This is a genomic window from Bradyrhizobium sp. FW305-F6 (assembly GCF_058782905.1).
In genome coordinates, this window is the sequence record NZ_JBYSYD010000001.1 from 651530 (window position 1) to 676099 (window position 24570).

Here is a 24570-nt window from a genome sequence, read left to right on the forward strand (position 1 = left end):
GGCACCAGGTTAGCCGCCGCGCCGGTCGGCGACAATTGCGTCCCGGTCCCATTGCCGAGCGGCGCGCCGGACGCTAGCCTGCCAGAAAAAGCGGAGGAGTTCCCGAGGATGCGCACCGGTTTCATGATCGCAGGCCTGTCGCTATTGGCCGCACCCGCCTTGGCGGGCGATGCGACGCCACGCTCGACCTATGTGACGATGGTCCTGCAGGCCTTCGCCGCCAAGGTCGAGTGCCCCAACACGGATCTCGTCTATCAGGATCTCGTGCAAAGGGCGGAGCAGATGCACCTGCCGGACGGCACCACCGACAAGGTGCGCAAAGCGATTGCCTGGATGCATACCGGCGGCAAGATGGGCGAGAAGCAGGACGACGCGCTGATGGCCGAGGTTGCGATCGCGACCCAGGCGACCGACCTTGACCAGCGCCGCCTTGGCATGTCCAGCTGGTGCGAAGCCCAAAAGACAAATCTCGCAGGCTTGATCCGCAGCAAGGGCGGCTAGCGAGGCGCTTCCGTCGCGTTAAGGACGCTGGGAGAGCTTCCTTCGTTCGGCTAAAAATCGTCATATTTCTTCACAGCATGCGGCCTCTTCGATGCGAACAGGAGGTCCTTATGCGGAATATCCATTTCGTTTTCGCCGGCGCGATCGCGGCGGTCGCGGTCCTGACAGCGCCCGTGCTGGCGAAGGATCCCGACGCCCAGAAGGGCGAGGACAAATCGACCTCGTCATCGTGCAGTGCCTATCAGCAGGCGGCAGACGGTTCGTGGGAGCCGCTGCCCTGCAAAGCGATAGGCGAGCGCGGCCAGCCGCAGACACAAAACCGCGGTTCGCCGCAAGGCGCCGATCGCGGAGAGCGTTAAGGCACGCGCCTGGAACAGTCAGCCCTGATGCGGACCGCGCATGATCTTCATGGCGTCCACGATGTGACGCCACTCCCTGGCTTCGTCGGCCTCGCCGCGGCCCTCACAGGCCTGGGCTTGCTCGGCGGCCTTCGCGATCGCAGCAGGGCCGTGCTGTTCGAGCATCTGCCGGGCAACGGTGTGGACCTGGACCTCGGACATCATGGGCGCTCTCCGTTGAAAAGGAAGCCGCGGCGCCCGGCTCGGCGCTCCGCGGGTTCCTGACAACGATCAAGCCGCAACGCCCGTTCCGCCCGCAGCCGATCACATCGGCAGGCCAAGGAACTTGAACGGCTGCGCCTCGCGGAAGCTGGCAGTCGCATCGCCGGCGAAGGTGTGATCCTGGTCGAGCCCCAGATCGAGTTTCTTCACCTTGCCGCCTTGCGGCGAGAAATCGATCTGCCTCAGGTCGACCCAGAACGTGTTCGGTGTCAACGCCGACTCGAAGAGATAGAGCTTTCGCTGATGCTCGGCGACGGTCCGCCAGCGCGTCGAGGAGATGTTCGGCTGGTCCGGCGTCGTGATGCCAAACGGCACGGACGTGTTGCGGATCACGCTGAAGACGCTGGCGAGCGCGCGGTTCGGATTTTCGTCCTTCGGGATCGCGTTGACATAAAAAGATGCGCGGGCGAAGCGATCGGCGGCGCGATTGGTGCCGGGCAGGAACACGGTGCCGCCGATCTGCTTCCAATAGGCGTTGAGCGCAAGCTGCTCGTCGAAGGTCGGCGAGTTCGTCATGACCTGAAATTGGCGGCCGTGGTGGATGACCTGCTTGCCGCCAATATATTCGACGATGGCGCTGTCGCCGCTTGCATCCGACATCGACAGGTGCAGCGTCGCGAGCCGCTTCTCGCCGGGCACGTTGTCGGTCACGATCGTGAACGGCTCCTTCTCGAGCGCGGCCACCGCCTCCTGAACGGTCGCGAAACTGTCGAGCACATATTGCGCCCAGGCCGCGATCGTCAGCCCCGGCTTGCTCTGGTCGTATTTGGGATACTCTGATTCCACCAGCCACAGCACATTGGCCATCAGTCCGGCTTCGTTGAGCCCGTCGGTTGTGGAGATGTCGTAGCCCGACGCGATCACGCTGCCGTATTTCGACGTCCACGTCAGCGAGTTTGGACCGACATCGCCCGTGCGCGCCATGCCGCGCGGGAAGATCCAGAGGTTGGTTGCGATATCGCTCTTCCAATCCATCGAGCGTGCCGTGATGACCTGGCCATTTGCGCCGTGATAGACGAGCCGCGTGCAGGCCTGCGAGATCGACGGCGTGACGGCCATCGCCGCGGCGAGCAGCACCGCTGCCGCGCGTCGATGGAGCTTCTGTTCTGGGGACATCCCGGCAGCTCCCTCTCGCCGAGCAGGACGTGTACCGTCCTGCAATGGCAATCCAGCGTCGAGACGAAATCAGGCGAAACCATGGATGAGGCCCGCCCAAAAGGACAAAGGCGGCCCGCCATGCCCGGCGGACCGCCTTCTCACCCACCCCAAACGGATGCCTGCGGGCGCGTCCCCCTACGCGACCGCCGCCTTCTTGCGCTCGAAATCGTTGGGCACCTCGATGTCGACCTCCAGGGTCGAGACCTCGTCGCCGCGCTCGAGCCGCACGATGACCTTGGTCGGATCGAGCGCCACATGCTTGGACACCACCGCCAGAATTTCCTCACGCAGCACGCCGAGCAGATCGGGCTGGCCGCGCAGGCCGCGTTCATGGGCAAGCAGGATCTGCAGCCGTTCGCGCGCGACGGGTGCCGAGGCCTTCTTGCCGCGGAGAAGTCGAAGCAGACCCATGCTCATGCAGCCCTCCGTCGAAGCAAACGATCCATCAGACCTCTGCGCTCGGCAGGAACATGCATCGTCACGTTCTCGCCGCAGAGGCGTTTGGCCGCGTCCATATAGGCCCGCGCCGGCGCACCATCCGCGTTCGACAGAGTCACCGGCGTGCCGACGTTGGACGCCTTCAGGACGTCCTGGCTCTCGGGGATGATGCCGAGCAACGGCGTTGCCAGGATCTCGAGGATGTCGTCGATGGTCAGCATCTCGCCGCGCGCGGCACGCGACGCATCGTAGCGCGTGATGAGGATGTGCTTCTCGACCCGCTCGCCCTTTTCGGCCCGCACCGTCTTGGAATCGAGCATGCCGATGATGCGGTCGGAATCGCGCACCGAGGAGACTTCCGGATTGGTGACGATCACGGCCTCGTCGGCGAAGCGCATCGCCATGGACGCGCCGCGCTCGATGCCGGCCGGGCTGTCGCAGATTACCCAGTCGAAACGGCTGCGCAGATCGGCGATGACCTTGCCGACGCCCTCTTCCGTCAGAGCGTCCTTGTCGCGCGTCTGCGAAGCCGGCAACAGCCAGAGATTCTCCAGCCGCTTGTCGCGGATCAGCGCCTGCGGCAGCTTCGCAACGCCCTGCACCACGTTGATGAGATCGAACACGACGCGGCGCTCGGCCCCCATCACCAGATCGAGATTGCGCAGGCCGACGTCGAAATCGACGACGACGACCTTGTCGCCGCGCTGAGCGAGCGCCGCTCCCAGCGCGGCCGTGGTGGTGGTCTTGCCGACCCCGCCCTTGCCTGATGTCACGACCAGTACCTTGGCCATCTCGATTGTCTCCTTCTGGTCAGTTCAGCGCGGTAATTCGCATGGTGTTGCCTTGCAGGAAGGCCTGGGCCGGCCGGCCGCGCAGGGCCTCGTCGATATCGTCGGCGGTCTGATAAAAGCCATCGATTGCAAGCAGTTCGGCCTCGATCTTCTGACAATAGATGCGTGCGCTGGTGTGACCGTTGACGCCTGCCATGGCGCGGCCCCGCAGCGCGCCGTAGACGTGGATGGACCCGCCGGCCACGACCTCGGCGCCGGACCCGACCGAGCCGAGAATGGTGACGTCGCCTTCCGGGAAGATCACGGTCTGGCCTGAGCGCACCGGGCTTTCGAGCAGCAGCGACGTCGGCTTGGGCTCGGCCTTCACCTCGGCCTTCCTCGGCGCGCTCGGCTCGACCACGCAGCTGCGCCCGCCCGACAGCAGCGGCGGCATCATGGGAGTGAGCCTTCCCTCCTCCACGCCTTCGATGCCGAGGACGCGGATGTTGCGGTCCTGAAGACTGGTCAGGAGATGGCCGATGCCGGCCTGGCTGAGATCGACCGAGGAGAGATCGATCACCACGGGCCGGCCGGCAAAAAAGCCCGGGGACCGCGCGATGGTGGCGTCGATCTCCTGCAGCCAATCCTGCACCGGAACCGTCGGCGTGAACACGAACGCCACATAAGAGCGCCCGCGCAGGCGCACCATTTGACGTTGGACTTTTGCTGCAGCCTCCATAGCGGCCGACTCGTTCCCTGTTATTGAATGGTTAACGATGCGGCGGACATGGTTAACGGCCGGTTAATTTCCGAGGCCCTCACCTGGGAACGTCGCTGTCATGTCCGGGCGCACTGCGATCAGTCAGGGCCAAGCGGGCATGCCGCTTCCCCTCCGATGTCATGTCGTCCATGCAGGCCCGCTTGCCGCATTGACACGGTAGTACCATCTGGTTTCGATGCGCGCCCGGCAGACGGAGCCATCATGTCAATTCAGTCATCCATCAGACGCAAGACCGCGCCGGACATCCGGGCCCGCAAGCACGGCGAGCCGATCGTCATGCTGACCTCCTATCACGCGCACACGGCAGCGCTGGTGGATCAGCATTGCGACGTCATTCTGGTCGGGGATTCTCTCGGCAACGTCATGCACGGCTTCGAGACGACGGTCCCGGTCACGCTCGACATGATGATCCTCCAGGGCGCTGCGGTCATGCGGGGATCGAAGCGGGCGCTGGTCGTCGTCGATATGCCCTTCGGGTCGTATGAAGCTTCCAGGGAGCAGGCGTTTCATTCCGCGGTACGGATCATGAAGGAAACGCAATGCGGCGCGGTGAAGCTCGAAGGCGGCGTCCGCATGGCGGAGACGATCGCATTCCTGTCCGGGCGCGGCATCCCCGTGATGGGTCATATCGGCCTCACGCCCCAATCCATCAACACATTGGGCTCGTTTCGAGCACAGGGGCGCAGCGGGATCGACTGGGGTCCGATCGAGGACGATGCGAAGGCGGTCGCCGACGCAGGTGCATTCTCAGTCGTCGTCGAGGCCGTGTCCGAGCCGTTGGCGCGCAAGATCACGGGAAACATCGCGATCCCGACCATCGGGATCGGCGCGAGTGCGGCCTGCGACGGCCAGGTGCTCGTGCTCGAGGACATGCTCGGGCTCTCGCCACGAACGCCTAAATTCGTCAGGCGCTACGGCGATCTCGGTCCGGCCATCGCAGCGGCGATCGAACGGTATGCCGCCGACGTGCGGTCGCGTGAATTTCCCGGACCGGAACACGTCTACGACATGAAGAAGGGCTGACGAAGCGGGCACGCGCCCGCTACTTCTTCACCTTGCTCGCATCCATCTTGATGCTGGGATCCAGCATCTTCGTCGTAAACGCAGTCGTGACGTCGAACGGCTTCTCCATGCCGAGATAGGTGTGGACCAGTTCGTAGTCCTTCTTCATCCGCTCGCCGTCGATCCAGCCAAGGCCCATGGTCGTCGTGAATTCGTCGGTCATCAGAAACTTGATGCGTTCCCACTGCCGCTCCTGGTTCGCCTTGTCGAGGCCGGAGACCTGGTCGAGCAGCGCCTTCAGGCATGGCGCAGCATCGGCCACGCAAGCCGCAAAGGCCTTCTGCGTGACCCGCACGAAGTCTTCCACGACCTTCGGGTTCTTTTGCAAATATGCGCCATTGACGATCAGCGAATTGCCGTACGGGTTGAGACCGATGTCCTTCCAATTGACGTAGCCGAGGTCCTGGCCGAACTCGATGACCTTCAGGTCGTGCTCGTTGTAGAAGTCGCTGATGATATCGACCGTATGGCTCTTCAGCGCCGCGATCTTCGCAGTCGGCCCGACATTGACGAAGCCGACGGAGTCCGGCGCGATGCCAGCGGCCTTGGCGAACGCCGGCCACATCACGCGCGAGGCATCGCCGGGCGGATTGCCGATCTTGTGGTTGGGGAAATCCTTGACCCCGTTCACGCCGTAGCTCTTCAGCCAGTAGAAGGTCTGCCCGGTATTGGCATAGACGCTCATCACCGCGACCGTGTCGGCGCCCTTGCTCTTGGCGACCAGCATGGTGGCGAGATCGGCGACGCCGAACGGCGAGCCGCCGGAGCCGACCTTCGCGGCGGAAACGCCGGAGCCCTTGCCGGTCTCGATCGTGAGATCGATGCCGGCCTTCTCGTACCAGCCTTGCGCCTTGGCGTAGTAATAGGGCGAGTGATCGGCGGTCGGCGTCCAGTTCAGGATCAGATTGACCGCCTCGCCCGCCCGCGCCGGCGCGACCGCCGCACCGAGCGCGAGGGCCAACACCAGGGCCGAGCCCGCCGCCTGCAAACGCTTCATCGCATCTCTCCTCGTTGCCGCGACCCGGCTTGTCGCTCTCCCCATGTGAGGATACCAATGCAACAAGCCCGCCTTCAACTTGTCAACTGTTTGGTTGGAAATGCCCGCAAAACGATCTGGCGACACCGTGCCGCAGCGCCGCGACCCCGTCGCCACCCGCAAGAAACTGTTGACCGCGGCGCGCCAGGAATTTGCCCGGCACGGCTTTGCGGGCGCCCGGGTCGACGAGATCGCCGAGCGCGCCGGGGTCAACAAGCAGCTCGTCTACCACTATTTCGGCGACAAGGACGCGCTCTATCTCGCCGTGCTCGAATGGGTTTATGAGGACATCCGCGAGCAAGAGCGCAGGCTGAACCTCGAAGGCCTGCCGCCGGAGAAGGCGATCCGCAAGCTGATCGAAGCTTCGTTCGATCACCTCGCGGAAAACCCCGATTTCATCGTGCTCCTGAACGACGAGAACCGCGGCGGCGCCCCCCACGTCCGCGGCTCGACACGGCTGGAAGCGATGCACTCGCCGCTGGTGAGAAGCGTCTCCCACATTCTGAACGAGGGGGTGCGTTCCGGCGTGTTCCGCAAGGGGATCGACCCCGTCCAGCTCTATATTTCCATCGCCGGCCTCAGCTATTTCTTCTTCTCCAACACGCCGACACTGTCGGCGATCTTCGGCAAGGACTTGTCGAGCCGCGCTCAGCAGCGCGCCCGGCGCCGCCATGTCGCCGACCTCCTGCTCCATTCGCTCCGACCTTAATCAACCAACTGGTTGAAACTTCCTGCAAGGCCAGATAGGCTGCTCCCGGCGGCAGGCTGGCTGCCGGGGAACAGGGAGCGATCGGTGGCCGGAGACGGGGTACGCGCTGCACGCAGCTTTGCGGTCGTGGTGATCGTGCACCTCGCCGTTCTCGCGGTCTGGCAGGTCGCGGTCGACGCGTTCCAGGTGCCGAAATTCATCCTGCCCTCGCCGCTTGCCACCGTGCAGACGCTTGGAACCGCCGGCTATGCCTGGGGCACCAACACGCTGGTGACGGCCATCGAGATCCTCGGCGGCTTCGCGCTCGGCGCGGTCGTCGGCGTGACGCTCGCGGTGATCTTCAGCTGGGCGCCGCTGCTGAGCCTCCTGCTGCTGCCGCTGTTCGTGACGCTGAACATGATCCCGAAGGTCGCGCTCGGACCGCTCTTCATCGTCTGGTTCTCCTACGGCATCGTGCCGAACATCCTGATCGCCTTCAGCATCTGCTTCTTTCCCATCCTGCTCACCACCGCGCGCGGCCTGCGCGAGGTCGAGCCGGACCTCCTCGACCTCGTCAAATCGCTGCGCGGCTCGCGCTGGACCCTGTTCCGCAAGATCCAGCTCCCGGGATCGCTGCCTTACATCTTCTCCGGCATGAAGGTCGGGGCCATCCTCGCCGTCGCCGGCGCCATCGTCGGCGAGTTCATCGCCTCCGAGCGTGGGCTCGGCTACCTCATGATCCAGGTGCAGTCCTCGCTCGACACGCCTGCAATGGTGATGGCGGTCGTGCTGCTGACCTTGCTCGGCGTCACTCTCTACGGCCTGGTGCTGGCCCTCGAACGCATGTTCGTGGTCGGCGACGCCAGGCAGAACTAGGACCAGGGACCAAACCATGCTGCTCACCCGCCAGACGCTGCCGAAGACCATCCCTGACATCGCGGCGCTCGACGAGCTCTTGTGCCGGCCGACGCAGGACCTGATCGACGACCTCGCCAAGGTCGAGGGCGACATCATGGTCCTCGGCGTCGCCGGCAAGATGGGGCCGACGCTGGCGGGCCTCGCGAAAGCCGCCGCGCCCGATCGCCGCGTCATCGGCGTGGCGCGCTTCAGCGACGCGAGTGTGAAGGAGTGGCTGCACGCACGCGGCGTCGAGACCATCAATTGCGACCTGATGGACGAGCGCGCCATCCATTCCTTGCCGAAGGCGCCGAACATCATCTTCATGGCCGGCCGCAAGTTCGGCGCCGAGGGCGATCTGTCGCTGACCTGGGCGATGAACGCGCATGTGCCGGCGCTGGTCGCGCAGGCCTTCCCCGCCTCGCGTATCGTGGCGTTCTCGACCGGCTGCGTCTACCCCTTCGTCCCCGTTGACGGCAAAGGCTCGACCGAGGACATGGCGCCGAACCCGCCCGGCGAGTACGCCCAGTCCTGCGTCGGCCGCGAGCGCATGTTCGAGTATTTCTCGGGCAAGTTCGGCACGCCGGGCCGGCTGTTCCGCCTCAATTACGCGATCGACATGCGCTATGGCGTGTTGCACGACATCGCGACGAAGGTTCTCAACGGCTCGCCGATCGACGTCAGCCTCGGCCATGTCAATTTCATCTGGCAAGGCGATGCGTCGGCGCAGGCGTTGCGCTGCCTCGCTCACTGCACGATTCCGACCTCGCCGATCAATGTCAGCGGCCACGAGATTCTGGCGGTGCGCGACCTCGCGGCGAAGTTCGGCGCAAGGTTCGGCCGCGCGCCGGTGCTGACAGGCAAGGAAGAGCCGACGGCCTGGCTGACCGACACGTCCAAGGCGGTCGGCCTGTTCGGCCTGCCCGTCGTCGACACCGAGCAGCTGATCGCCTGGACCGCGGACTGGGTGTCCCGCGCCATGCCGAGTCTCGGCAAGCCCACCAAATACGAGGTGCGCGATGGACGTTACTGACGGCCCGCCCATCATCAAGCTCTCCGAACAGGACTCGATCGCCGGGCTGGCGCTCTCGACGGAAGCGCACTGGAACCAGACCGAAGAGGACTGGCGCATCTTCCTGCGCGACGGCATCGTGTTCGGCGTGCGCGACGGCGGGCAGTTGGTCGCAACCGCAGCGCTGCTGCCCTATTCCGGCAACAATGCCTGGATCAGCATGGTCCTGGTAACAGGCACGCACCGCCGCCGCGGCCTGGCAACACGTCTCGTCGACGCTTGCCTGGAAACGGCGCACAAGAGCGGCCTGACGTGCTGGCTCGACGCGACGCCTGACGGCGCCAAGGTCTATGGTCCGCTCGGGTTCACGCCGACCCTGCAATTGCGTCGGTTGAAGCTGGTCAACGCCGCGCCATCATCCGCGCCCGCGCTATCAGCCGCAACGCTCGAGGCGCTTTGTGGCCGCGACCGGCGCGCCAGCGGTTTCGATCGCATCACCCTGCTGACCGCCTTCGCGCAGCGCGCGGAGTCACGCATCGTTGCAGGCAAGGGGGCGATTGCCCTGGTCCGCGACGGCAGAACCGCGCGCCATATCGGCCCGCTATTCGCCAATGACGCTGCCGATGCGCTGACCCTGGTTGGCGCGATTGCAGCATCGGAGACCAGCCCGCTCCTGCTCGATGCCGTCGCGTCGCAAAGCCAGTTCCTGGACGGCTTGACGGCCTCTGGTTGGACCATCGAGCGACCCTTCCAGCGCATGCGGTTCGGCCCTGCCACCAATGCCGCGAAAGAAACGCCATTCGCCGTCGCCGGCCCCGAATTCGGATAGGACATCATGCACCACAGCCAGATCAACAGCGACGTCCGCAAGCTGATCGCCGAGGGCACCGTGCTGCCGGCGCATCCCCTCGCCCTGACCGCCGAGCGCCAGCTCGACAAGACGCATCAGCGTGCGCTGACGCGCTACTATATCGACGCCGGCGCGGGCGGCCTCGCCGTCGGTGTGCACACCACCCAGTTTGCGATCCGCGACGTCGGTCTCTACCGCCCTGTGCTCGAGCTTGCCGCCGAGACCGCCGCGAACTGGACCAGGCGTCCGCTGGCGATGGTCGCGGGCCTTGCGGGCCCGACACGGCAGGCGATTTCCGAGGCGCGCACCGCGCGCGATATTGGCTATCATGCCGGCCTGCTCAGCCTCGCGGCGATGAAGAGCGCCTCCGAGGATGAGATCATCGCGCATTGCACCTCCGTCGCCGCGGAGATTCCGCTGGTCGGCTTCTATCTGCAGCCGGCCGTCGGCGGCGTCGTGCTCTCCAGCCGGTTCTGGCAGCGCTTCGCTTCCATCGACAACGTCATCGCCATCAAGATCGCGCCGTTCAACCGCTACAGAACGCTGGACGTGCTGCGCGGCGTAGCGGCCGCCGGCGCACTCGACCGCGTCGCGCTCTATACCGGCAATGATGACCATATCCTGCTCGACCTGATGCTGCCGTTCGATCTCCGCGACAACGGCGTCACCACCCGCACCTATTTCAAGGGCGGCCTGCTCGGCCATTGGTCGGTGTGGACCGCGAGTGCCATCAAGCAGTTCGAGCGCTGCAAGGCGGCGCGGCACAAGGACAGCGTGCCCGCCGACCTGCTCGCGCTCGATGCCCGCGTCACCGATTGCAACAGTGCCTTCTTCGACGTCGCCAACAATTTTCACGGCTGCATCGCCGGCTGCCATGACGTGCTGCGGCGCCAGGGCCTGATGAAGGGTTTGTGGTGCCTCGATCCCAACGAGGGTCTCAGCCCCGGTCAGAAGGAGGAGATCGATCGCGTCACGCGCGAGCATGCCGACCTCAGCGACGATGCCTTCGTCGCTGCGAACCTGAACAATTGGCTGGCATGAGTTCAGCCCCCTTCATCAGCCTGCAAGGCGTCCGCAAGGTCTATCGCAGCGGCGGGGCCGAGTTTCTCGCGGTGTCCGACGTCACCATGGACGTGCAGGAGGGCGAGCTCGTCTCGCTGGTCGGTCCGTCCGGCTGCGGCAAGACCACGGTGATGAAGATTCTGGCCGGCCTGCACGGCGCGGACGGCGGCACCGTGAAAATCGGCAATGCCAGGAGCCCGTTCGATCCGACCCGCGACATCGGCATGGTGTTTCAGCAGGCGCTGCTGCTGAAATGGCGCACCATCCTCGACAACGTGCTCCTCCCGGCCGAGATCGTCGGCCTGCCCATGAAGGCCGCGCGCGAACGAGCGCGCGATCTGCTCAATCTGGTTGGCCTTGCCGGTTATGAGCAGAAATATCCGCAGCAGCTGTCCGGCGGCATGCAGCAACGCACCGCGATCGCGCGCGCCTTCGTCCACGATCCGAAGCTGATCCTGATGGACGAGCCGTTCGGCGCACTGGACGCCCTGACGCGCGAGCAGATGAATTTGGAGATGCTGAGGATCTGGCGTGAAAGCGGCAAGACCATCGTCTTCGTCACCCATTCGATCCAGGAAGCGGTGTTCCTGTCGTCGCATTGCGCGGTGCTGACTGCGGGACCTGCGAAGATGGCCGACTATTTCCCGATCGACCTGCCCTTCCCGCGCGATCTGCCGCTGAAGACGACCGATGCGTTCGGCGCCTATGCAAGGCGGATCTACGCGAAGCTGGGGCTGGGCGCAGCGTAAGACGCTGCCCCGCTGTCATTCCGGTGCGCGGCCTAACGACCGCGCCCCACCATCAGCTCCTGTTGCGCGACTTGCTGAGCAGATAGTTGTCGTAGAAATTCTCCGCGATCTGCGTATAGAACAGCACCTCCTTCATATACGCGTCGTGGCTTTCCTTGGTCCGCTTGAACAGGTCGCTCTTGGCGGCCAACTCGTTCAGATGATCCTGGGTCGCGTTGTAGCAGGCTTCCAGCACCGGTTGCGGGAATGCCTTCAGCTCCGCGCCGCCGGCGATCAGGCGCTTCAATGCCGCCGGATTCACGCTGTCGTACTTCTCGACCATCCAGGCGCCGGCCGCCGCCCCCGCCTGGTTGACGATCGCCTGGTACTGCTTGGGCAGCGAGGCCCATTTCTCGTCGTTGACGACCATGTGCAGCATGGCACCGCCCTCCCACCAGCCGGGAAAGTAGTAGTATTTGGCGACCTTGTAGAAGCCGAGCTTCTCGTCGTCATAAGGGCCGACGAACTCGACCGCGTCGATCGTGCCCTTCTCCAGCGCCGGGTAGATGTCGCCGCCTGCGATCTGCTGCGGCACGACCCCGAGCTTTGCCAGCACGTGCCCGCCCATGCCGGCGATACGGAATTTGAGGCCCTTGAGATCGTCGACCGTCTTGATCTCCTTGCGGAACCAGCCGCCCATCTGGGTGCCGGAATTGCCGCAGAGGATCGCATGCGTCTTGAACGGCTTCAGCGCTTCGTTGGTGAGGTCGGCGCCGCCGCCGAAGTGCCACCATGATTCCTGATGGCGATGGTTCATGCCGAAGGGCGCGCCGGTGGCATAGGCAAGCGCGGGCTCCTTGCCGATATAGAAATAGAGCGGGGTCTGCGCGATCTCGACCGATCCGGTGCTGACGGCATCGAGCGCTTGAAGGCCCGGGACGATCTCACCGGCGGCAAAGGTCTGGATCTGGAATTTGTTGTCGGTGGCCTCGGCGACATATTTAGCGAAGGTCTGCGCCGTGCCGTAGATGGTGTCGAGCGATTTCGGGAAGCTCGAGGTCAGGCGCCATTTGATCTCGGGCGCGCTCTGCGCGATCGCAGGTGCAGCAACCAGCGTGGTCGCGCCGGCGACCGCCCCGCCTTGCAGAAATGTACGGCGTTTCATCATGGATCTCCCTGAAGCAGATTTCGAACATATGGGTTTTGTGGCGACGGTCTTCGCGGACCGTTTGCCCGTTCCTATAGCGAAGTTCAAGTTGCGAGGAGAAGGCCCTGCGGAGCTCTCAGAGCAGCTTGGCGCTCACGAACAGCGCGCGCACGGCGTTGGTCGCCTGCACCGCCAGCATGGCATTACCGGCAGCGCCTTCGAGGGCCGCGACGGCGTCCTCGTGCAGCGCGCGGAATTCCATCCACTCGACCGACTTGAAGTTGGTAAGGAACTGATAGGCCTGACCGACGGTCGCAATCGCCAGCGTGTCGCCGTTCAGCTTGATCTTGAACGTCGTGCGCAGCGGGGTTTCGGAACTCGAGGGATCGCTCATGGGCTGCTTCTGGACGAGGACGGCTTAAGGAAGGGGAAACGGCAGCCCCGCCGTCGCAGGCAATATCAGGAATCGGTGCTCGCGCGCTGCGAAGCAGTTGCCGAGCCGCGCAGGCTCGGCACCACGACCAGGCGGTTGAACTCACCGTTGTCGTAAGCCTTCAGGAAGCGATCATAGTCCTTGATCGAAACGCAGCCGTTGGAGTCGCCGCGGGGTCCGAGCAGGTAGTTGTGCGTGAGCAGACCGACGCGGCCGAGCGCGCTGGTGCCTTCGACCGGGGTCATGCGCAGCGCCCGGACGCCGTGAAACAGTTTTTCCCGCGGCTTGAGGTCGTAGGTCGCCGGCGGCGTCGCGCCGACCATCCGCCGGTCGACATAAGTGGGGTCGTCCATCAGCGCGCCCAGGCCGGAATGGGCCTCCAGCGTCACGCCGCTCGGCAGATAGACCGCCTTGGCCGAGATGTCATAGACGGCCGTCCGCGAATCGTAGCCGAGAGCGGCGAGATCCGGACCCTTGCTGAACAGGCCGTCGCCGGGCGTCAACGAGGCCAGCTTGATCTTGTCGGTGAATCTTTCGAAGAAGTTGCGGTTGTCGGCCCTCGAACCGGTATCGGCATAGGCCTGGCTGGAGGCGATCTGGGCGGCCAGGTCCGCCTGGACAGGGCGTGAGCGTGGCATCGGGACGGCGTCGGCGCGCAGCGAGGGCCTTCTCTCGTCAACCACGGCCCGCTCGTCATCGCTCAGCATCGAGCGCCAGTCGTCGCCCTGGAGTCTTTGCGCGAGCATCGCCTTGGCGTCCCGGAGCTTGAGCTGCACCGCATTCACGGCGGAGCGCTCCAGCACCCGCAGGCCAAGCTCTCGGGGTGTCGGGCTGGCGGCGGCCGAGGCAAAACGGTCCTCGAATGAAGGGGCATTGGCCGGCGGCAAAGCAGCGGAAACCAGCGGCGTCGAATCGCCGATCTCGGCGACCCACGCCGCGGCCCCCACCGCCAGCGCAATCGCCCCCAGTGACAGCAATATCGTCTCGGCTCGCCCGACACGGCGGCGCGACAACAGCCTTTCGGCATGTGCTGCGTCGGAAACCATCAGATCCCCAAATCGACCTCCGGGGAGACCCACCCCCACCCGGAGACTCTGTACCAGCTACCACATTGGGAGCCAAAAGTTAGGCATAATCGCGGCCGGCAAGGCTCTTGAAGGTATCTAATGACCGATCTTTTCAATCTTGACCGCTTTGTCCGGGCCCAAGATCCGGTTTATCGCGAGGTCCAGGGAGAGTTGGCCCGCGGCCGCAAGCAGACTCACTGGATGTGGTTCGTCTTCCCGCAGATCGCAGGCCTCGGCTTCAGCGCCATGTCGCAGCGCTACGCCATCGGCTCCCGCGCGGAGGCGCAGGCCTATCTCGCCCACCCACTCCTCGGGGCGCGCCTGGTCGAAAGCACGAAGCTCGTGCTTGCCGTCGAGGGCCGCAGCATCAACGCGATCCTCGGCGCGCCGGACGACGCCAAATTCCGCTCCTCGATGACGCTATTCGGCGCCGTATGCGACGGACCCGTCTTCGATCAGGCGCTCGCCCGATATTTCGCAGGAGAACGCGACGGCGCCACGCTGGAGATCCTGGCGAAGCTCGACCGGGCATCCGGCTGAGTTGACGGGACCGGGAGCGTAAACCCAGGATTAACATCGGCCAACTATCGTCCGGGCGAAATATTTCTCCGTCAATTGCCGGACAGATCATGAAAATCGGTACGCTCCTGACCAGCGCCATCGTCTCGCTCTCGACCGTGGGCGGGGGCCTTGCCGTCTACGTCGCCGTGACGAAGTACCAGACCATGCAAGGGGTTGGGGAAGCCCAGGGACGGCTCGCGATCGTCCGGGCCGCGAGCGACATCCCGCGCTATCTCAACCCGGAGCGCGGCTTTGCTACCAATATCCTCTACGGGCCCGCCACCGTCGATCCTCAGCAACTCTCCGAACACGACAAGCTGCGCAAGCAGACCGACGGCGCCCGCGACCGGATGAACGCGTTGCGCAAAGAGCTGCCCGGCTCGTTCGACGACGGCAACAGGATCGGCACCGATATCGACGCCATCAACTCGAAATTCACGGCGCTGCGCGAGGCCATCGACAAGGCGATCGCCGGACCTGCGGAAGCGCGCAAAGATGCCGCCAGGAAGGTCGTCGCCGACAATGCGTTGCTCAACGCCGGCGTCACCGCGCTCCTCAACGAGCAGGTCCGTCGGATGGCGATCCTGAACGGCGATGCCTATCGCCAGGCCAACTACGCCAATATCGCCATGACACTCCGCGACATCGGCGGTCTCAATGCCAGCGTGCACAAGAACCTCGTCGGCGGGAAGAAGGTGGCGACCGATGCCGAGAAGGCCGACGTGGCGCGCATGCAGGGCCGCAACGACCAGATCGTGATGGCGTTGATGGAGTTGCGCGGTAATCCGGCGACGGCAGCAAACGTCGGTGCCGCACTGGACACGATGAACTCCCGCTACGTCGAGGAATTCGGCCGCGAACTCAAGCTGGTCAAGGACGGCGCCGCCACCGGTAAGTATGAGCACGACGTCGACACCTACTACGCGGCGTCGCAAAAGGGCCTTGGCTCCATCATCGGTGTCCGCGACGCATTTTATGACAACGCAGAGCAGATCCTCGCCGGCGCCTCCGCCGCCGCGCGGACCAGCTTTACGATCGCGCTCCTCGGCCTCCTTGCCCTGCTGATCGTCAGCGCCGGCCTGATCGTGATGGTCCGCCGTCGCGTCTGCACCCCCATCGTGACCCTGACCTCGCGGATGTCGCGGCTCGCCGACGGCGACGTCGCCGACGGCATTCCCGGTGCCGAGCGCTCCGACGAGATCGGCGCGATGGCCGCGGCCGTTCAGGTGTTCAAGGAAAACATGATCCGGGCCGACCGGCTCGCCGCCGAGAAGCAGGCCGAGAACGATGGCAAGATGCGCCGCGCCCAGGCGCTCGACGATCTCACCCGCGCCTTCGAAGCCAAGGTCACCGAGCTCGTCGGCGGCCTGTCCCGCGCCTCCGCGACGATGGAAGGCACGGCGCAGTCGATGACCTCGACCGCGGCCCAGACCAACAGCCAGGCCGCGGTGGTCGCCGCCGCGTCCGAACAGACATCGACCAACGTGCAGACGGTCGCCAGCGCCACCGAGGAGCTGACCTCCTCGATCTCCGAGATCAGCCGTCAGGTTGCCCAAAGCACCGCGATCGCGGCCCGCGCGGTCGACAACGCCCGCCGCACCGGGGATACCGCGCGCGCTCTCGCCGAAGGCGCGCAGAAGATCGGCGACGTCGTCACGCTGATCCAGAGCATCGCCGAACAAACCAACCTGCTTGCGCTGAACGCGACCATCGAGGCCGCCCGCGCCGGCGACGCCGGCCGCGGCTTTGCCGTGGTCGCCTCGGAAGTGAAGTCGCTGGCCGGTCAGACCGCCAAGGCGACGACCGAAATCTCCGAGCAGATCGCGGCGATCCAGAGTGCGAGCGACGAGACCGTAGCCGCAATCCGCAATGTCGCCGACGTCATCGCCGAGATCGACCAGATCGGCACCGCGATTGCCGCCGCGATCGAGGAACAGGGCTCGGCCACCAAGGAAATCGCCCGCAGCGTCCAGGAGGCCGCCCGCGGCACCCAGGAGGTCAACAGCAACATCTCCGGCGTGCAGCGTGCCGCCGACGACACGGGCACCGCCGCCAGGGAGGTGCTGGGCGCAGCGCAGCAGCTGTCGACCCAGTCGCACGACCTCGCCGGGCAGGTCGACCGCTTCCTCGGCGAGGTCAGGGCGGCCTAGTAAGGCGGCGCCTTGCGCGCCCGCTGCGCCTTGGCCGCTTCGATCCACCACGTGAGATCATCGGCAAAGCGCGGGAATGCGCGCTCTAGGGCCTTGCCGCCATCGCCGATCGGCTCGCCCTCCGCCGACAATGTCTGCGCGATCGGGCCGACCCCGATGGTGCTCGACACCACCACCATGCCCATCTCCGAGAGCGTGCCGTGCCAGGCGGTCGCGGCGCGCGCGCCGGACAGGCGGCCGGCCGAATAGCTCGCGATCGCGGCCGGACGCCAGAACCATTCTTCGAGGAAATGGTCGGTGAGGTTCTTCAGGCCGGGCTGAATGCCCCAATTGTATTCGCCGGTGACGAAGACGAATCCGTCGGCGCCGCGGATCTGGCCGGCCAGCTTCTCCAGCTCGGCGGGCGCCGAGCCTTTGGGATACTCCTTGTACATGCGGTCCAGCATCGGCAGGCCGATGGCCTTGGCGTCGATCAGTTCGACGTCCTCGCCGCGGCTGCGCAGCCGGTCGATGACGAAGTTCGCAAGGCGGATGCCCATGCGGTCGGAACGGTAGGACCCGTAGAGGACGAGAATGCGATTGCTCATGGCCGGATGGTAGCACGAAACCGGCGGATCGCCCTACCCGATTTGTGTGTGTGACCCGCGGCCGCGCAGCAGCGTTTGCGACGGGGTCTCACCGAACTGGTCGCGATAGCTTCTGGAGAAATCGCTGAGATGCCAGAAGCCATAGGCCAGCGCGACCGCCTTGACGCTGTCGGCCCGTGCAAGAAGCCGCTGGCGTACGAGCCACAGCCGGCGCAAACGCAAATAGCGGTGCAGGCTCATGCCGCGATAGCGGCGGACGACGTCGTGCATGGTGCGCACCGACAGGCCGAGCCTCCGCGCGATCTCGTCGCTGTAAATCGGCTGCGACAAGTCTTCGGAGAGCAGCGCGTGGATGTCCTGGAATATCCTGAAACTCCGTCCGTCATTGGGACCCAGGGTCCAGCGGGCGGAAACGACCGTTTCAAAGACCTCATCGACGGCCCCAAGCAGGGATTCCTTCATCGCCGCGCCCGTCAATGGAAGCTCCGCTGACTGGCCCGGACCGGACGCCTCGGCCAGCACCTCGCGAACCACGCTCCGCAGCCGCTGCAAGCCGGCCTCGGAGACTTCAAAGATCTTGAAGTTCGCATGCGCCGGCGGCCAGCCGCGATCCGTCACCTCCGGCCTGAACACCACGGAAGCGATTTGCCGCTGCACCTCTTCGACGGTCGTGTAGGACGCGCCGCCGCTACCGATGACCACGACCGGTCGTGCACGTTGCGAGCCATTGAAGCGAACGGGCACGTCGAGGTCGTCCATCGTGAAGCCGATCGCCGTGCAATCCCCGACGAGCTGTGCATCGACCACCCGAGGAAAGACGCGCGTCAAGTTCACGTCGCAGCCAGGCAAGGACAGGATCGTCTGCTCGGCCGAAATCTTCCGCACGAAAGGCGTGAATTCGAAATTCAGCCCGCGTATCGCACTGCGAAATTCGTCGACATCTGAAAAGCGAAACGTCTTGAGTGCCGACCCGGGCACATCCTCAATACTTGTCATGAAAATAAGAAATGCCGCGTCGCGTTGAATCTGCGTCCGGCCGCGGTGCCCGGTTCGCTTCCCCCTTCGGCTTTCCTTGTACCGATGAAAGCAATCGTAACGTGTATTGCTCAAATGGCGAGCGTCGAATTGAAAGAACGAGCCGGGACGCCCTGTCTCGCCAAATTTCGATAACGTTTCCCGCAGAGCTTGCGGTGCCTCGATACCTGAACCCTCAGAGCATAAGATTCTAATTAACGTCTTTAGGGCGGAATGATCGCCGTTAAATCGTGAAAGCTATTTCATTACAGGCCCCTGCCATGATGGCAAATTCGCCTGCCGATATTCTGGTCGAGCTGGAGACTGCGGTCGCAACGTGTCCGGTGGAGCGTTGCGCCCGCATTCTCTCCGGCATTTTACAGCTGCTTACCAGCAGCCGCGACCGGCCCCAGGAATTGCTGGCCAATGTGGTCGACGGCGTTCTGCTCCGGCTGATCGAGCGGGTCGAGACAAGTGCGCTGGCTGAGGTCGCCGCGGCGCTCGCGGAGCTCGAGGCAGCTCCGCAGGAGACGATGCGACGTCTGGCGTCGCACGTTGATCCTGAGGTGGCGTGCCCGGTCTTGCTGAGATCGCATTCGCTGTCCGCGGCCGATCTCAACACGATCGCGGCCGCGAGCGGCGAACACCAGCAATGTGCGATCGCCCGACGCGCGACCGTCGATCCCCTCGTGATCGAGACGCTGATAAAGGGCGGCGCCCGCAGCGCTTGTTTGGCACTGATCGGCAATGCGGAGGCACAGTTCTCCGACTCCGCTTACGGTGCCCTTGTCGAGAGGTGCCTGACCGACGATGAACTCACGAAGGCACTGGCGCTCAGACCGGACACGCCCGACACGGTCATGCGGAAGTTGCTGTCGGCCTCGGCGCCGACATCAGGCAAGGGATCGAACGCCACCTCCTCGCTTGAAGCCGCGCCAACCGTCAAACTCCCCTCCGCGGCCGCCTATGCCAGCGCGCGGCCGGAGATCGTTGCACTCAGCCGCATTGGCAAGCTCAACGATTCCACGGTGAACCGCTTCGCCATTCGCGGTGAGACCGCCAACCTCATCACGGCGTTGTCGGTGCTTTCGGGAGCTCCCATTGAGATCGTCGAGCATGTCCTGACCGACGAGGATTGCGAGGGCCTGGTCATGGCCTGCCGTGCCTCGCGGCTAAACTGGCAGACCACGTTTGCCATCCTGAGCAATCGCTGCGGCACGAGGCTGTCCTTCGCCGAGCGCGAACGCGCGCAGCACATTTTCGAGACGCTGCTTCTGTCGACCAGCCAATGGACAGTGCGTTGGGGAGAGATTGCCGCAAGCGCCAACGAAAGCAGCCGCGGACATCGCGGCGCAAGGAAGATGGGTGTTAGCCGATGAAGTTCGACGGTCGCAAAGCTTCTCGCGTGAAGATGGACCACAGGCAGCCGGTCAATCTCATGGGATCGGACGGCACGTGGCGACGCAGCTGCGTCCTGCTCGACATCTCGCAGACGGGAGCCAAGGTCGAGGTCGAGGGCACGCTGGACGTGCTTCAGGCCAAGGAATTCTTCATGCTGCTGTCGTCGACGGGGCTCGCCTACCGGCGCTGCGAGCTGGTGTGGATCGACGGCACCACGGCCGGCCTCCACTTCGTCATCGCACAAGGCAAGAAGAAGCAGGCGAGTACGGTTGCCGCGATGCAGAGCTCCGCTGAGGCCAAATAGAACGAGAATTGGTCCCGCCGATTGGACCCACGACATCTCAGGTCTTACCCGTGCAGAACGCGCCAACCGCACCCAGGCCCACCAAGCGCGACGGCAGCGCCGTCACCGCAGCGTCGCGCCCGTTGGTGCATGTCCTGGCCGACAGTTCCGACAAGCTGGCCGGCGTCTGCTCGATTCTCCAGGAGCGCTTCACCGTCGCGGGCGAGCGGCTTGATGCCGAATCCAAGCTGTCGCAGGTGCCGTCGGCCATCGTCATTCGCGCGGAGCTTCGCGATGTCGACAACATCGCGGCGATCAAGAAACGCGCGGGCAAGCTCGCAAAAGCGAAGAAGCGCGTCTTCCTGCTCGAGCACGCTTCTCACGTCGGCGTTTCGCAAGCCTATGCGCTCGGGGCAACGCTGGTCCTGCCCGGCACCATCAACCGGGCGAGGCTGCTGGCCGGGTTGTCTGATCCAGCCAACCCGTCCTCAGTCTCGTCGGGCACGACCGCGCAGTCCGACAATGCGATCGAGACCGGAGCCACCGCGATCGCATCGATGTTCAACTCCGTGACGCTGGGCCAGCCGCTTGACGTCAATGGTGCGAAAGAGGCCGGTCGCCAGATCGCCGATCGCATCACCCGGCACGGCCTGACGGACTGGCTCATGACGGTGCGGCGCCATCATGAAGGAACCTATCAGCATTGCCTGCTCGTGACCGGCATTACCATCGACTTCGGATTGAGCCTCGGCGTCGGCAAGCAGGACCTGGAACGTCTCTACACCGCAGCCATGTTCCACGACATCGGCAAGGCGCAGATTCCGCTCGCCATCCTCGACAAGCCGGATCGCCTCGATGCCGCGGAACGCGCACTGATCAAAACGCATCCGGCCGCCGGCTACGAGTTTCTCAAGGACCAGGACGGGATCTCGCCGGAGATCCTCGACGCCGTTCGCCATCATCACGAGTACCTCGACGGCAGCGGCTATCCCGATGCTCTTTGCGCGGAGAGCATTGGCGACATCGTGAGGATTCTGACGATCTCGGACATCTTCGCAGCACTGATCGAGCACCGGCACTACAAGCCGACCATGCCGCGGGCGGAGGCCTACGACGTTCTGTGCGGCATGGACAGCAAGCTGGAAAAGGCGCTGGTCCACTCGTTCAAGCAGGTCGCGCTCACGCGTTGAGTGCGGCAGTCCGGTCGGAGAGGCGCGCTACTGCGTTGCACGATGGCTGGCGCGGTGCGGGATGGACCGGCAGGCCAATCCCTCGGCCAGCAGCTTCATGTCCTCGTGCCGGCCGCTGCGAATCAGGCGGCCGAACTCTTCGGGTGTGAATGGAAGACTTGGATCATCATCGATCGGACGCCGCATCCGTGGACCAAACAACCGCCGAACCAAGCTAGCCAGCCGCCGCATGTCAATTCCCTCGCGCCAGCATCAAACCTCTCAGTCCGCACATTGTTCCTCCCGCAACTCCGAGATTGCAAGAGGCCGCTTGCGACACCGCACCAAAAAATTCCGGCCAGAGAATATTCTCCTCGTCCTCGTCTGCTCGGCAAAACCCACGCGAGACACGAACTCGTCATTGTGCTCGCGGTCCGAGCGAACTGCGTTCGCGGCAAAATTGGCGTCCGGACAGCCCATCGCGACGCAGGTCATGATCACCTCGTCCGCCGGCATCTCCCTGACCTCGCACAGGATGTCGGAGCGCATGATGCCCTGCCCGTTGATGAACGAGCCGATCGCGGTCCGACGTCGCCGGCATTTGCGACATGATGCGGTTGCCGATGCGCCCCGCAAAACCTATGCTGAGCCGCAAGCAAGACCAAGAACCGCGCAAGGAGACCCGCCATGGCCGCGCCGCTCGATCCCGTCATCGCCGAGATCATTCCGCTTATGCCGATGCGCGATCCCACGGTCATGACGCCACAGAGCGCTCGCGATTCCTTGCGCGCACTGGCTGCCTCGCGCGCAGCCATCCCGCCGCCGCCCGTCGACAGCGTCGCGGACATCAAGGTAAGAGGCGGTGCGGGCCTGCTCGATGCACGGGTCTACCGGGCCGGTGCCACGCCGGCACCGACCGTTGTGTTCTTCCATGGCGGCGGCTGGGTTGCAGGCGATCTCGAAACCCACGACCGGCAGGCGCGCAACCTTGCGATCGAGACCGGCGCGGTCGTCGTCTCCGTCGACTATCGCCGCCCGCCCGAGACGCGCTTTCCCGGCGCTTTCGAGGACTCTTTTGCCGCGGCGGGCGATGTGTTTGGCCGCGTCGCGGAATTTGGCGGCGATGCGAAACGCTTGGGCGTTGCCGGCGACAGTGCCGGCGGCAATCTCGCGGCGACCACCGCGATCGCCTGCCGCGATGCCGGCATCAAGCTCGCCGCCCAGCTCCTGGTCTATCCCGTCACCGACGTGCTCGGTTCCTATGCCGACGCGCACGAGAACGCACGCTATCCCTCGCGCGCCGAAAATGCCGAGGGCTATTTCCTGACGCGTGCGACGATGGAATGGTTCTGCGGCCACTATCTCGCCGATCCCGCCCATGCGGGCGACTGGCGCGCCTCGCCGCTGCGCGCAGCATCCCTCGCCGGCGTCGCGCCCGCGGTCGTGACCACCGCCTGGTTCGATCCGCTGCGCGACGAGGGTGCGGCCTATGCGCGGGCTCTGGAGACCGCCGGCGTCCGCGTCAAGCACCACGAGGGCCCCGGCCTAATCCACGGCTATTTCGGCATGGGCGATGCCTCCGACGCCGCGCGCGCCGAGGCGCAGCGCGCACGCGCCGACTTCAAGGCCCTGCTCGCGCGAGGCGTGTGACGGCGATCAGGCGCTCCTGGTGCGCTGCACGCCGGTGTGCCCCCAGGTCTCGTCCCAATCCTGACCGGCGGCGTCGACGGCGCGGCCGTCGGCTTCGAAGAACTTGTTCGGCACCTGGAAGATGGCCAGGATCAACGCGCCGTCCGGACACCAGGCGGCATGCCGGCTGCCGGCCTCGCGCCAGATGAATTCGCCGGCCTTGCAGGCGATCCCCTTGGCCGGCCCCTCCTTGTCGACCAGCGCGCCTTCGATCACCCAGCTCTGCTCGATGCCGACATGCTCGTGATCGGGCAGCACCGATCCCGGCGCAAAGCGCATCAAAGCGGTCATCAGGCCCGTGCGGCGGTCGAACAGCAGCGTCTTGGCCGCGCAACCCGGAAAGCGCGTTGTCTGCCATTCCATGTCTTGCGGTCGAACCAGGTGTGAGTGCCCGTCGGCTTCCTGGTCTTTCGCGATCGCGGCGTCCATCACGATACTCCCTCCGTTTCGGCCGCGCGAAGCTATCAGCATCGCGCAGCCGGGTCAGCGAGCAGTGCAGCAGAGAGGATCGCGCACGAAAAAACGGCGGGGCAAACCGGACACGCCGGCCCCGATCCTGCTTGATTGCGCCATGATTCCCGGTTCCAATCCGCCCCGCCATTTCTGGTTAGGGAGACACCCATGATGAAACGGATTTTCCTGGCGGCGATCGTTGCCACCTTTGCAGCGGGCTCGGCCTTCGCGCAAGAAACCTGCGAGAGCAAGGCGGTCGGCAAGGACGGCAAGCCGCTGGCCGGCGCCGCCAAGACCTCGTTCCTGAAGAAGTGCAAGGCCGACGCCTGCACGCCCAAGGCCGTCAGCGCCGACGGCAAGCCGCTCGCGGGCGCTGCCAAGAACAGCTTCATGAAGAAGTGCGAGACCAGTGCGTAAGGCGCGATGAGGTCGCGTTAGCGGGCGATTGCCAAAGCGAACTTCGTCATGGCCGGGCTTGTCCCGGCCATCCACGTTCTGGAGGCCCGGCAGCAGATCCGTGGATGCCCGGGACAAGCCCGGGCATGACGACGAGGGCGCACCGTCACTCCCGCTTGAAGCGGTAGTCGAACACGTCGCCCAACGGGTTGATCAGCCTCACCGTCGGCGACGGAAAGTGGATCGGCAGGATCAGCGCATCGGTGTCCGCGACGGAGGCGAAGAACTTTCGCCGCGACACCGCCGACTGCTTCGGATCCCGATCCGGTTTCGCCGTCCAGTCGGCGCGCGGCACCGGATCTGGTGATGCACGAGGCCGCCCGCGACGACCGCGTGCTGGTCGTTCGAGGAGATGTTCACGCAGCAACGACACGGCCAATGCCCCGGCGTCGGGTCGGCGTCACGGTATCATCGCGTAATCGTCGTCGACCAGCAGCGCCTGCCCCTGTTCCTCAGCGGGCGTGCCGGGCGTAGCGACCGCCGGCGTCGCCGTGTAAGGTCTTGCGAACTGACAGTCAGGGACGTCCATGCCAAACCCTCACGTCCTCCTCGCTTGG

29 protein-coding genes and 1 pseudogene are annotated in these 24570 nt (G+C 64.9%); 16 read left to right on the forward strand and 14 right to left on the reverse strand.

Annotation, left to right across the window (positions count from 1 at the left end; translation table 11 throughout):
* Positions 1 to 108 precede the first annotated feature (108 nt).
* Positions 109 to 501 carry a hypothetical protein gene (locus AC3WLX_RS03215; protein WP_492334666.1) on the forward strand — a complete coding sequence of 131 codons (393 nt, stop codon included), beginning with the start codon at positions 109 to 111 and terminating at the stop codon, positions 499 to 501.
* A 110-nt stretch (positions 502 to 611) separates the two neighbouring features.
* On the forward strand, positions 612 to 860 hold the full coding sequence (locus AC3WLX_RS03220; protein WP_492334667.1) for a hypothetical protein: 249 nt from the start codon (positions 612 to 614) through the stop codon (positions 858 to 860).
* Between the two features lie 18 nt (positions 861 to 878).
* Here AC3WLX_RS03220 and AC3WLX_RS03225 read toward each other — a convergent pair whose 3' ends face one another.
* From AC3WLX_RS03225 to minC, 5 genes are all read right to left on the reverse strand, one after another.
* Positions 879 to 1064 carry a hypothetical protein gene (locus tag AC3WLX_RS03225; RefSeq protein WP_291618667.1) on the reverse strand — a complete coding sequence of 62 codons (186 nt, stop codon included), beginning with the start codon at positions 1062 to 1064 and terminating at the stop codon, positions 879 to 881.
* Positions 1065 to 1163: 99 nt separating this feature from the next.
* Positions 1164 to 2180, reverse strand: a complete 1017-nt coding sequence (locus tag AC3WLX_RS03230; protein ID WP_492335903.1) for a linear amide C-N hydrolase — start codon at positions 2178 to 2180, stop codon at positions 1164 to 1166.
* A 234-nt stretch (positions 2181 to 2414) separates the two neighbouring features.
* On the reverse strand, positions 2415 to 2696 hold the full coding sequence (gene minE, locus AC3WLX_RS03235) for a cell division topological specificity factor MinE (RefSeq protein ID WP_492334668.1): 282 nt from the start codon (positions 2694 to 2696) through the stop codon (positions 2415 to 2417).
* Positions 2693 to 3508, reverse strand: coding sequence for a septum site-determining protein MinD (minD, locus tag AC3WLX_RS03240; RefSeq protein WP_291618663.1), 816 nt, complete (start codon positions 3506 to 3508; stop codon positions 2693 to 2695). The genes minE and minD overlap by 4 nt, the downstream gene beginning before the upstream one ends.
* A gap of 19 nt (positions 3509 to 3527) precedes the next feature.
* Positions 3528 to 4226, reverse strand: a complete 699-nt coding sequence (gene minC / locus AC3WLX_RS03245) for a septum site-determining protein MinC (RefSeq protein ID WP_492334669.1) — start codon at positions 4224 to 4226, stop codon at positions 3528 to 3530.
* Positions 4227 to 4469: 243 nt separating this feature from the next.
* Here minC and panB point away from each other — a divergent pair, with 243 nt between their 5' ends.
* On the forward strand, positions 4470 to 5291 hold the full coding sequence (panB, locus tag AC3WLX_RS03250) for a 3-methyl-2-oxobutanoate hydroxymethyltransferase (protein ID WP_492334670.1): 822 nt from the start codon (positions 4470 to 4472) through the stop codon (positions 5289 to 5291).
* Between the two features lie 19 nt (positions 5292 to 5310).
* Here panB and AC3WLX_RS03255 read toward each other — a convergent pair whose 3' ends face one another.
* Positions 5311 to 6327 carry an ABC transporter substrate-binding protein gene (locus AC3WLX_RS03255; RefSeq protein ID WP_291618656.1) on the reverse strand — a complete coding sequence of 339 codons (1017 nt, stop codon included), beginning with the start codon at positions 6325 to 6327 and terminating at the stop codon, positions 5311 to 5313.
* 100 nt (positions 6328 to 6427) lie between these two features.
* Here AC3WLX_RS03255 and AC3WLX_RS03260 point away from each other — a divergent pair, with 100 nt between their 5' ends.
* The 6 genes from AC3WLX_RS03260 (at position 6428) to AC3WLX_RS03285 (ending at position 11624) form a co-directional block, all read left to right on the forward strand.
* Positions 6428 to 7075, forward strand: coding sequence for a TetR/AcrR family transcriptional regulator (locus AC3WLX_RS03260; RefSeq protein ID WP_492334671.1), 648 nt, complete (start codon positions 6428 to 6430; stop codon positions 7073 to 7075).
* An 84-nt stretch (positions 7076 to 7159) separates the two neighbouring features.
* Positions 7160 to 7930, forward strand: coding sequence for an ABC transporter permease (locus AC3WLX_RS03265; RefSeq protein ID WP_492334672.1), 771 nt, complete (start codon positions 7160 to 7162; stop codon positions 7928 to 7930).
* 16 nt (positions 7931 to 7946) lie between these two features.
* Complete coding sequence (locus AC3WLX_RS03270; protein WP_492334673.1) at positions 7947 to 8984, forward strand: NAD-dependent epimerase/dehydratase family protein; 1038 nt, start codon at positions 7947 to 7949, stop codon at positions 8982 to 8984.
* Positions 8971 to 9792: a GNAT family N-acetyltransferase gene (locus tag AC3WLX_RS03275; RefSeq protein ID WP_492334674.1), complete on the forward strand. Its 822-nt coding sequence runs from the start codon at positions 8971 to 8973 to the stop codon at positions 9790 to 9792. The genes AC3WLX_RS03270 and AC3WLX_RS03275 overlap by 14 nt, the downstream gene beginning before the upstream one ends.
* A gap of 6 nt (positions 9793 to 9798) precedes the next feature.
* On the forward strand, positions 9799 to 10854 hold the full coding sequence (locus AC3WLX_RS03280) for a dihydrodipicolinate synthase family protein (protein WP_492334675.1): 1056 nt from the start codon (positions 9799 to 9801) through the stop codon (positions 10852 to 10854).
* Positions 10851 to 11624, forward strand: coding sequence for an ABC transporter ATP-binding protein (locus AC3WLX_RS03285; protein ID WP_492334676.1), 774 nt, complete (start codon positions 10851 to 10853; stop codon positions 11622 to 11624). The genes AC3WLX_RS03280 and AC3WLX_RS03285 overlap by 4 nt, the downstream gene beginning before the upstream one ends.
* A gap of 52 nt (positions 11625 to 11676) precedes the next feature.
* On the opposite strand, the gene AC3WLX_RS03290 is transcribed toward AC3WLX_RS03285, so the two are convergent.
* The 3 genes from AC3WLX_RS03290 to AC3WLX_RS03300 form a co-directional block, all read right to left on the reverse strand.
* A complete protein-coding gene (locus AC3WLX_RS03290; protein WP_291618641.1) occupies positions 11677 to 12768 on the reverse strand; it encodes a TRAP transporter substrate-binding protein in 1092 nt (363 codons plus the stop codon).
* Positions 12769 to 12886: 118 nt separating this feature from the next.
* Positions 12887 to 13144, reverse strand: coding sequence for a hypothetical protein (locus tag AC3WLX_RS03295; protein WP_291618638.1), 258 nt, complete (start codon positions 13142 to 13144; stop codon positions 12887 to 12889).
* Between the two features lie 65 nt (positions 13145 to 13209).
* Positions 13210 to 14229, reverse strand: coding sequence for a DUF2778 domain-containing protein (locus tag AC3WLX_RS03300; RefSeq protein ID WP_291618636.1), 1020 nt, complete (start codon positions 14227 to 14229; stop codon positions 13210 to 13212).
* A gap of 120 nt (positions 14230 to 14349) precedes the next feature.
* Here AC3WLX_RS03300 and AC3WLX_RS03305 point away from each other — a divergent pair, with 120 nt between their 5' ends.
* Together AC3WLX_RS03305 and AC3WLX_RS03310 are read left to right on the forward strand one after the other, a co-directional pair.
* Positions 14350 to 14790: a DUF1810 domain-containing protein gene (locus AC3WLX_RS03305; RefSeq protein ID WP_492334677.1), complete on the forward strand. Its 441-nt coding sequence runs from the start codon at positions 14350 to 14352 to the stop codon at positions 14788 to 14790.
* A gap of 89 nt (positions 14791 to 14879) precedes the next feature.
* Positions 14880 to 16961: a methyl-accepting chemotaxis protein gene (locus AC3WLX_RS03310; RefSeq protein ID WP_291618632.1), complete on the forward strand. Its 2082-nt coding sequence runs from the start codon at positions 14880 to 14882 to the stop codon at positions 16959 to 16961.
* On the opposite strand, the gene AC3WLX_RS03315 is transcribed toward AC3WLX_RS03310, so the two are convergent.
* Both AC3WLX_RS03315 and AC3WLX_RS03320 read right to left on the reverse strand, forming a co-directional pair.
* Positions 16958 to 17548, reverse strand: a complete 591-nt coding sequence (locus tag AC3WLX_RS03315; RefSeq protein WP_291618630.1) for an NADPH-dependent FMN reductase — start codon at positions 17546 to 17548, stop codon at positions 16958 to 16960. The genes AC3WLX_RS03310 and AC3WLX_RS03315 overlap by 4 nt on opposite strands.
* Positions 17549 to 17581: 33 nt before the next feature.
* Positions 17582 to 18544 (reverse strand): AraC family transcriptional regulator, encoded by a 963-nt coding sequence (locus tag AC3WLX_RS03320; RefSeq protein ID WP_492335904.1) that lies wholly within the window; start codon positions 18542 to 18544, stop codon positions 17582 to 17584.
* Between the two features lie 299 nt (positions 18545 to 18843).
* Here AC3WLX_RS03320 and AC3WLX_RS03325 point away from each other — a divergent pair, with 299 nt between their 5' ends.
* Genes AC3WLX_RS03325 through AC3WLX_RS03335 form a run of 3 tightly spaced genes read left to right on the forward strand, consistent with a single transcriptional unit; the run spans position 18844 to position 21436 of the window.
* Positions 18844 to 19941, forward strand: coding sequence for a DUF2336 domain-containing protein (locus AC3WLX_RS03325; protein ID WP_291618629.1), 1098 nt, complete (start codon positions 18844 to 18846; stop codon positions 19939 to 19941).
* Positions 19938 to 20267, forward strand: a complete 330-nt coding sequence (locus tag AC3WLX_RS03330; RefSeq protein ID WP_291618627.1) for a PilZ domain-containing protein — start codon at positions 19938 to 19940, stop codon at positions 20265 to 20267. The genes AC3WLX_RS03325 and AC3WLX_RS03330 overlap by 4 nt, the downstream gene beginning before the upstream one ends.
* Before the next feature lie 50 nt (positions 20268 to 20317).
* Positions 20318 to 21436, forward strand: coding sequence for an HD-GYP domain-containing protein (locus AC3WLX_RS03335; protein ID WP_492334678.1), 1119 nt, complete (start codon positions 20318 to 20320; stop codon positions 21434 to 21436).
* 261 nt (positions 21437 to 21697) lie between these two features.
* Here AC3WLX_RS03335 and AC3WLX_RS03340 read toward each other — a convergent pair whose 3' ends face one another.
* Positions 21698 to 21964 (reverse strand): hypothetical protein, encoded by a 267-nt coding sequence (locus AC3WLX_RS03340; RefSeq protein ID WP_492334679.1) that lies wholly within the window; start codon positions 21962 to 21964, stop codon positions 21698 to 21700.
* Between the two features lie 138 nt (positions 21965 to 22102).
* Between AC3WLX_RS03340 and AC3WLX_RS03345 the strand changes: the two genes are divergently transcribed.
* Entirely contained in the window at positions 22103 to 23065 is a 963-nt protein-coding gene (locus tag AC3WLX_RS03345; RefSeq protein WP_492334680.1) for an alpha/beta hydrolase, read from the forward strand.
* 6 nt (positions 23066 to 23071) lie between these two features.
* Here AC3WLX_RS03345 and AC3WLX_RS03350 read toward each other — a convergent pair whose 3' ends face one another.
* Positions 23072 to 23533, reverse strand: a complete 462-nt coding sequence (locus AC3WLX_RS03350) for a cupin domain-containing protein (protein WP_291618621.1) — start codon at positions 23531 to 23533, stop codon at positions 23072 to 23074.
* Positions 23534 to 23725: 192 nt separating this feature from the next.
* Here AC3WLX_RS03350 and AC3WLX_RS03355 point away from each other — a divergent pair, with 192 nt between their 5' ends.
* Positions 23726 to 23974 (forward strand): hypothetical protein, encoded by a 249-nt coding sequence (locus AC3WLX_RS03355; RefSeq protein WP_492334681.1) that lies wholly within the window; start codon positions 23726 to 23728, stop codon positions 23972 to 23974.
* 145 nt (positions 23975 to 24119) lie between these two features.
* Here AC3WLX_RS03355 and AC3WLX_RS03360 read toward each other — a convergent pair.
* Positions 24120 to 24473, reverse strand: a pseudogene (locus tag AC3WLX_RS03360) (MBL fold metallo-hydrolase); the annotation flags it as partial.
* Positions 24474 to 24570: the final 97 nt, after the last annotated feature.

Bases quoted from the DNA above. Each gene is read 5' to 3' on its own strand.
- minD (WP_291618663.1), bottom strand. From the start codon at position 3,508: ATGGCCAAGGTACTGGTCGTGACATCAGGCAAGGGCGGGGTCGGCAAG.
- AC3WLX_RS03280 (WP_492334675.1), top strand. From the start codon at position 9,799: ATGCACCACAGCCAGATCAACAGCGACGTCCGCAAGCTGATCGCCGAG.
- panB (WP_492334670.1), top strand. From the start codon at position 4,470: ATGTCAATTCAGTCATCCATCAGACGCAAGACCGCGCCGGACATCCGG.
- AC3WLX_RS03320 (WP_492335904.1), bottom strand. From the start codon at position 18,544: ATGACAAGTATTGAGGATGTGCCCGGGTCGGCACTCAAGACGTTTCGC.
- AC3WLX_RS03310 (WP_291618632.1), top strand. From the start codon at position 14,880: ATGAAAATCGGTACGCTCCTGACCAGCGCCATCGTCTCGCTCTCGACC.
- AC3WLX_RS03325 (WP_291618629.1), top strand. From the start codon at position 18,844: ATGATGGCAAATTCGCCTGCCGATATTCTGGTCGAGCTGGAGACTGCG.
- minC (WP_492334669.1), bottom strand. From the start codon at position 4,226: ATGGAGGCTGCAGCAAAAGTCCAACGTCAAATGGTGCGCCTGCGCGGG.
- AC3WLX_RS03295 (WP_291618638.1), bottom strand. From the start codon at position 13,144: ATGAGCGATCCCTCGAGTTCCGAAACCCCGCTGCGCACGACGTTCAAG.
- AC3WLX_RS03275 (WP_492334674.1), top strand. From the start codon at position 8,971: ATGGACGTTACTGACGGCCCGCCCATCATCAAGCTCTCCGAACAGGAC.
- AC3WLX_RS03220 (WP_492334667.1), top strand. From the start codon at position 612: ATGCGGAATATCCATTTCGTTTTCGCCGGCGCGATCGCGGCGGTCGCG.
- AC3WLX_RS03255 (WP_291618656.1), bottom strand. From the start codon at position 6,327: ATGAAGCGTTTGCAGGCGGCGGGCTCGGCCCTGGTGTTGGCCCTCGCG.
- AC3WLX_RS03285 (WP_492334676.1), top strand. From the start codon at position 10,851: ATGAGTTCAGCCCCCTTCATCAGCCTGCAAGGCGTCCGCAAGGTCTAT.
- AC3WLX_RS03260 (WP_492334671.1), top strand. From the start codon at position 6,428: ATGCCCGCAAAACGATCTGGCGACACCGTGCCGCAGCGCCGCGACCCC.
- AC3WLX_RS03350 (WP_291618621.1), bottom strand. From the start codon at position 23,533: ATGGACGCCGCGATCGCGAAAGACCAGGAAGCCGACGGGCACTCACAC.
- AC3WLX_RS03230 (WP_492335903.1), bottom strand. From the start codon at position 2,180: ATGGCCGTCACGCCGTCGATCTCGCAGGCCTGCACGCGGCTCGTCTAT.
- AC3WLX_RS03270 (WP_492334673.1), top strand. From the start codon at position 7,947: ATGCTGCTCACCCGCCAGACGCTGCCGAAGACCATCCCTGACATCGCG.
- AC3WLX_RS03330 (WP_291618627.1), top strand. From the start codon at position 19,938: ATGAAGTTCGACGGTCGCAAAGCTTCTCGCGTGAAGATGGACCACAGG.
- AC3WLX_RS03215 (WP_492334666.1), top strand. From the start codon at position 109: ATGCGCACCGGTTTCATGATCGCAGGCCTGTCGCTATTGGCCGCACCC.
- AC3WLX_RS03340 (WP_492334679.1), bottom strand. From the start codon at position 21,964: ATGCGCTCCGACATCCTGTGCGAGGTCAGGGAGATGCCGGCGGACGAG.
- AC3WLX_RS03355 (WP_492334681.1), top strand. From the start codon at position 23,726: ATGATGAAACGGATTTTCCTGGCGGCGATCGTTGCCACCTTTGCAGCG.
- minE (WP_492334668.1), bottom strand. From the start codon at position 2,696: ATGAGCATGGGTCTGCTTCGACTTCTCCGCGGCAAGAAGGCCTCGGCA.
- AC3WLX_RS03300 (WP_291618636.1), bottom strand. From the start codon at position 14,229: ATGGTTTCCGACGCAGCACATGCCGAAAGGCTGTTGTCGCGCCGCCGT.
- AC3WLX_RS03290 (WP_291618641.1), bottom strand. From the start codon at position 12,768: ATGAAACGCCGTACATTTCTGCAAGGCGGGGCGGTCGCCGGCGCGACC.
- AC3WLX_RS03315 (WP_291618630.1), bottom strand. From the start codon at position 17,548: ATGAGCAATCGCATTCTCGTCCTCTACGGGTCCTACCGTTCCGACCGC.
- AC3WLX_RS03305 (WP_492334677.1), top strand. From the start codon at position 14,350: ATGACCGATCTTTTCAATCTTGACCGCTTTGTCCGGGCCCAAGATCCG.
- AC3WLX_RS03225 (WP_291618667.1), bottom strand. From the start codon at position 1,064: ATGATGTCCGAGGTCCAGGTCCACACCGTTGCCCGGCAGATGCTCGAA.
- AC3WLX_RS03345 (WP_492334680.1), top strand. From the start codon at position 22,103: ATGGCCGCGCCGCTCGATCCCGTCATCGCCGAGATCATTCCGCTTATG.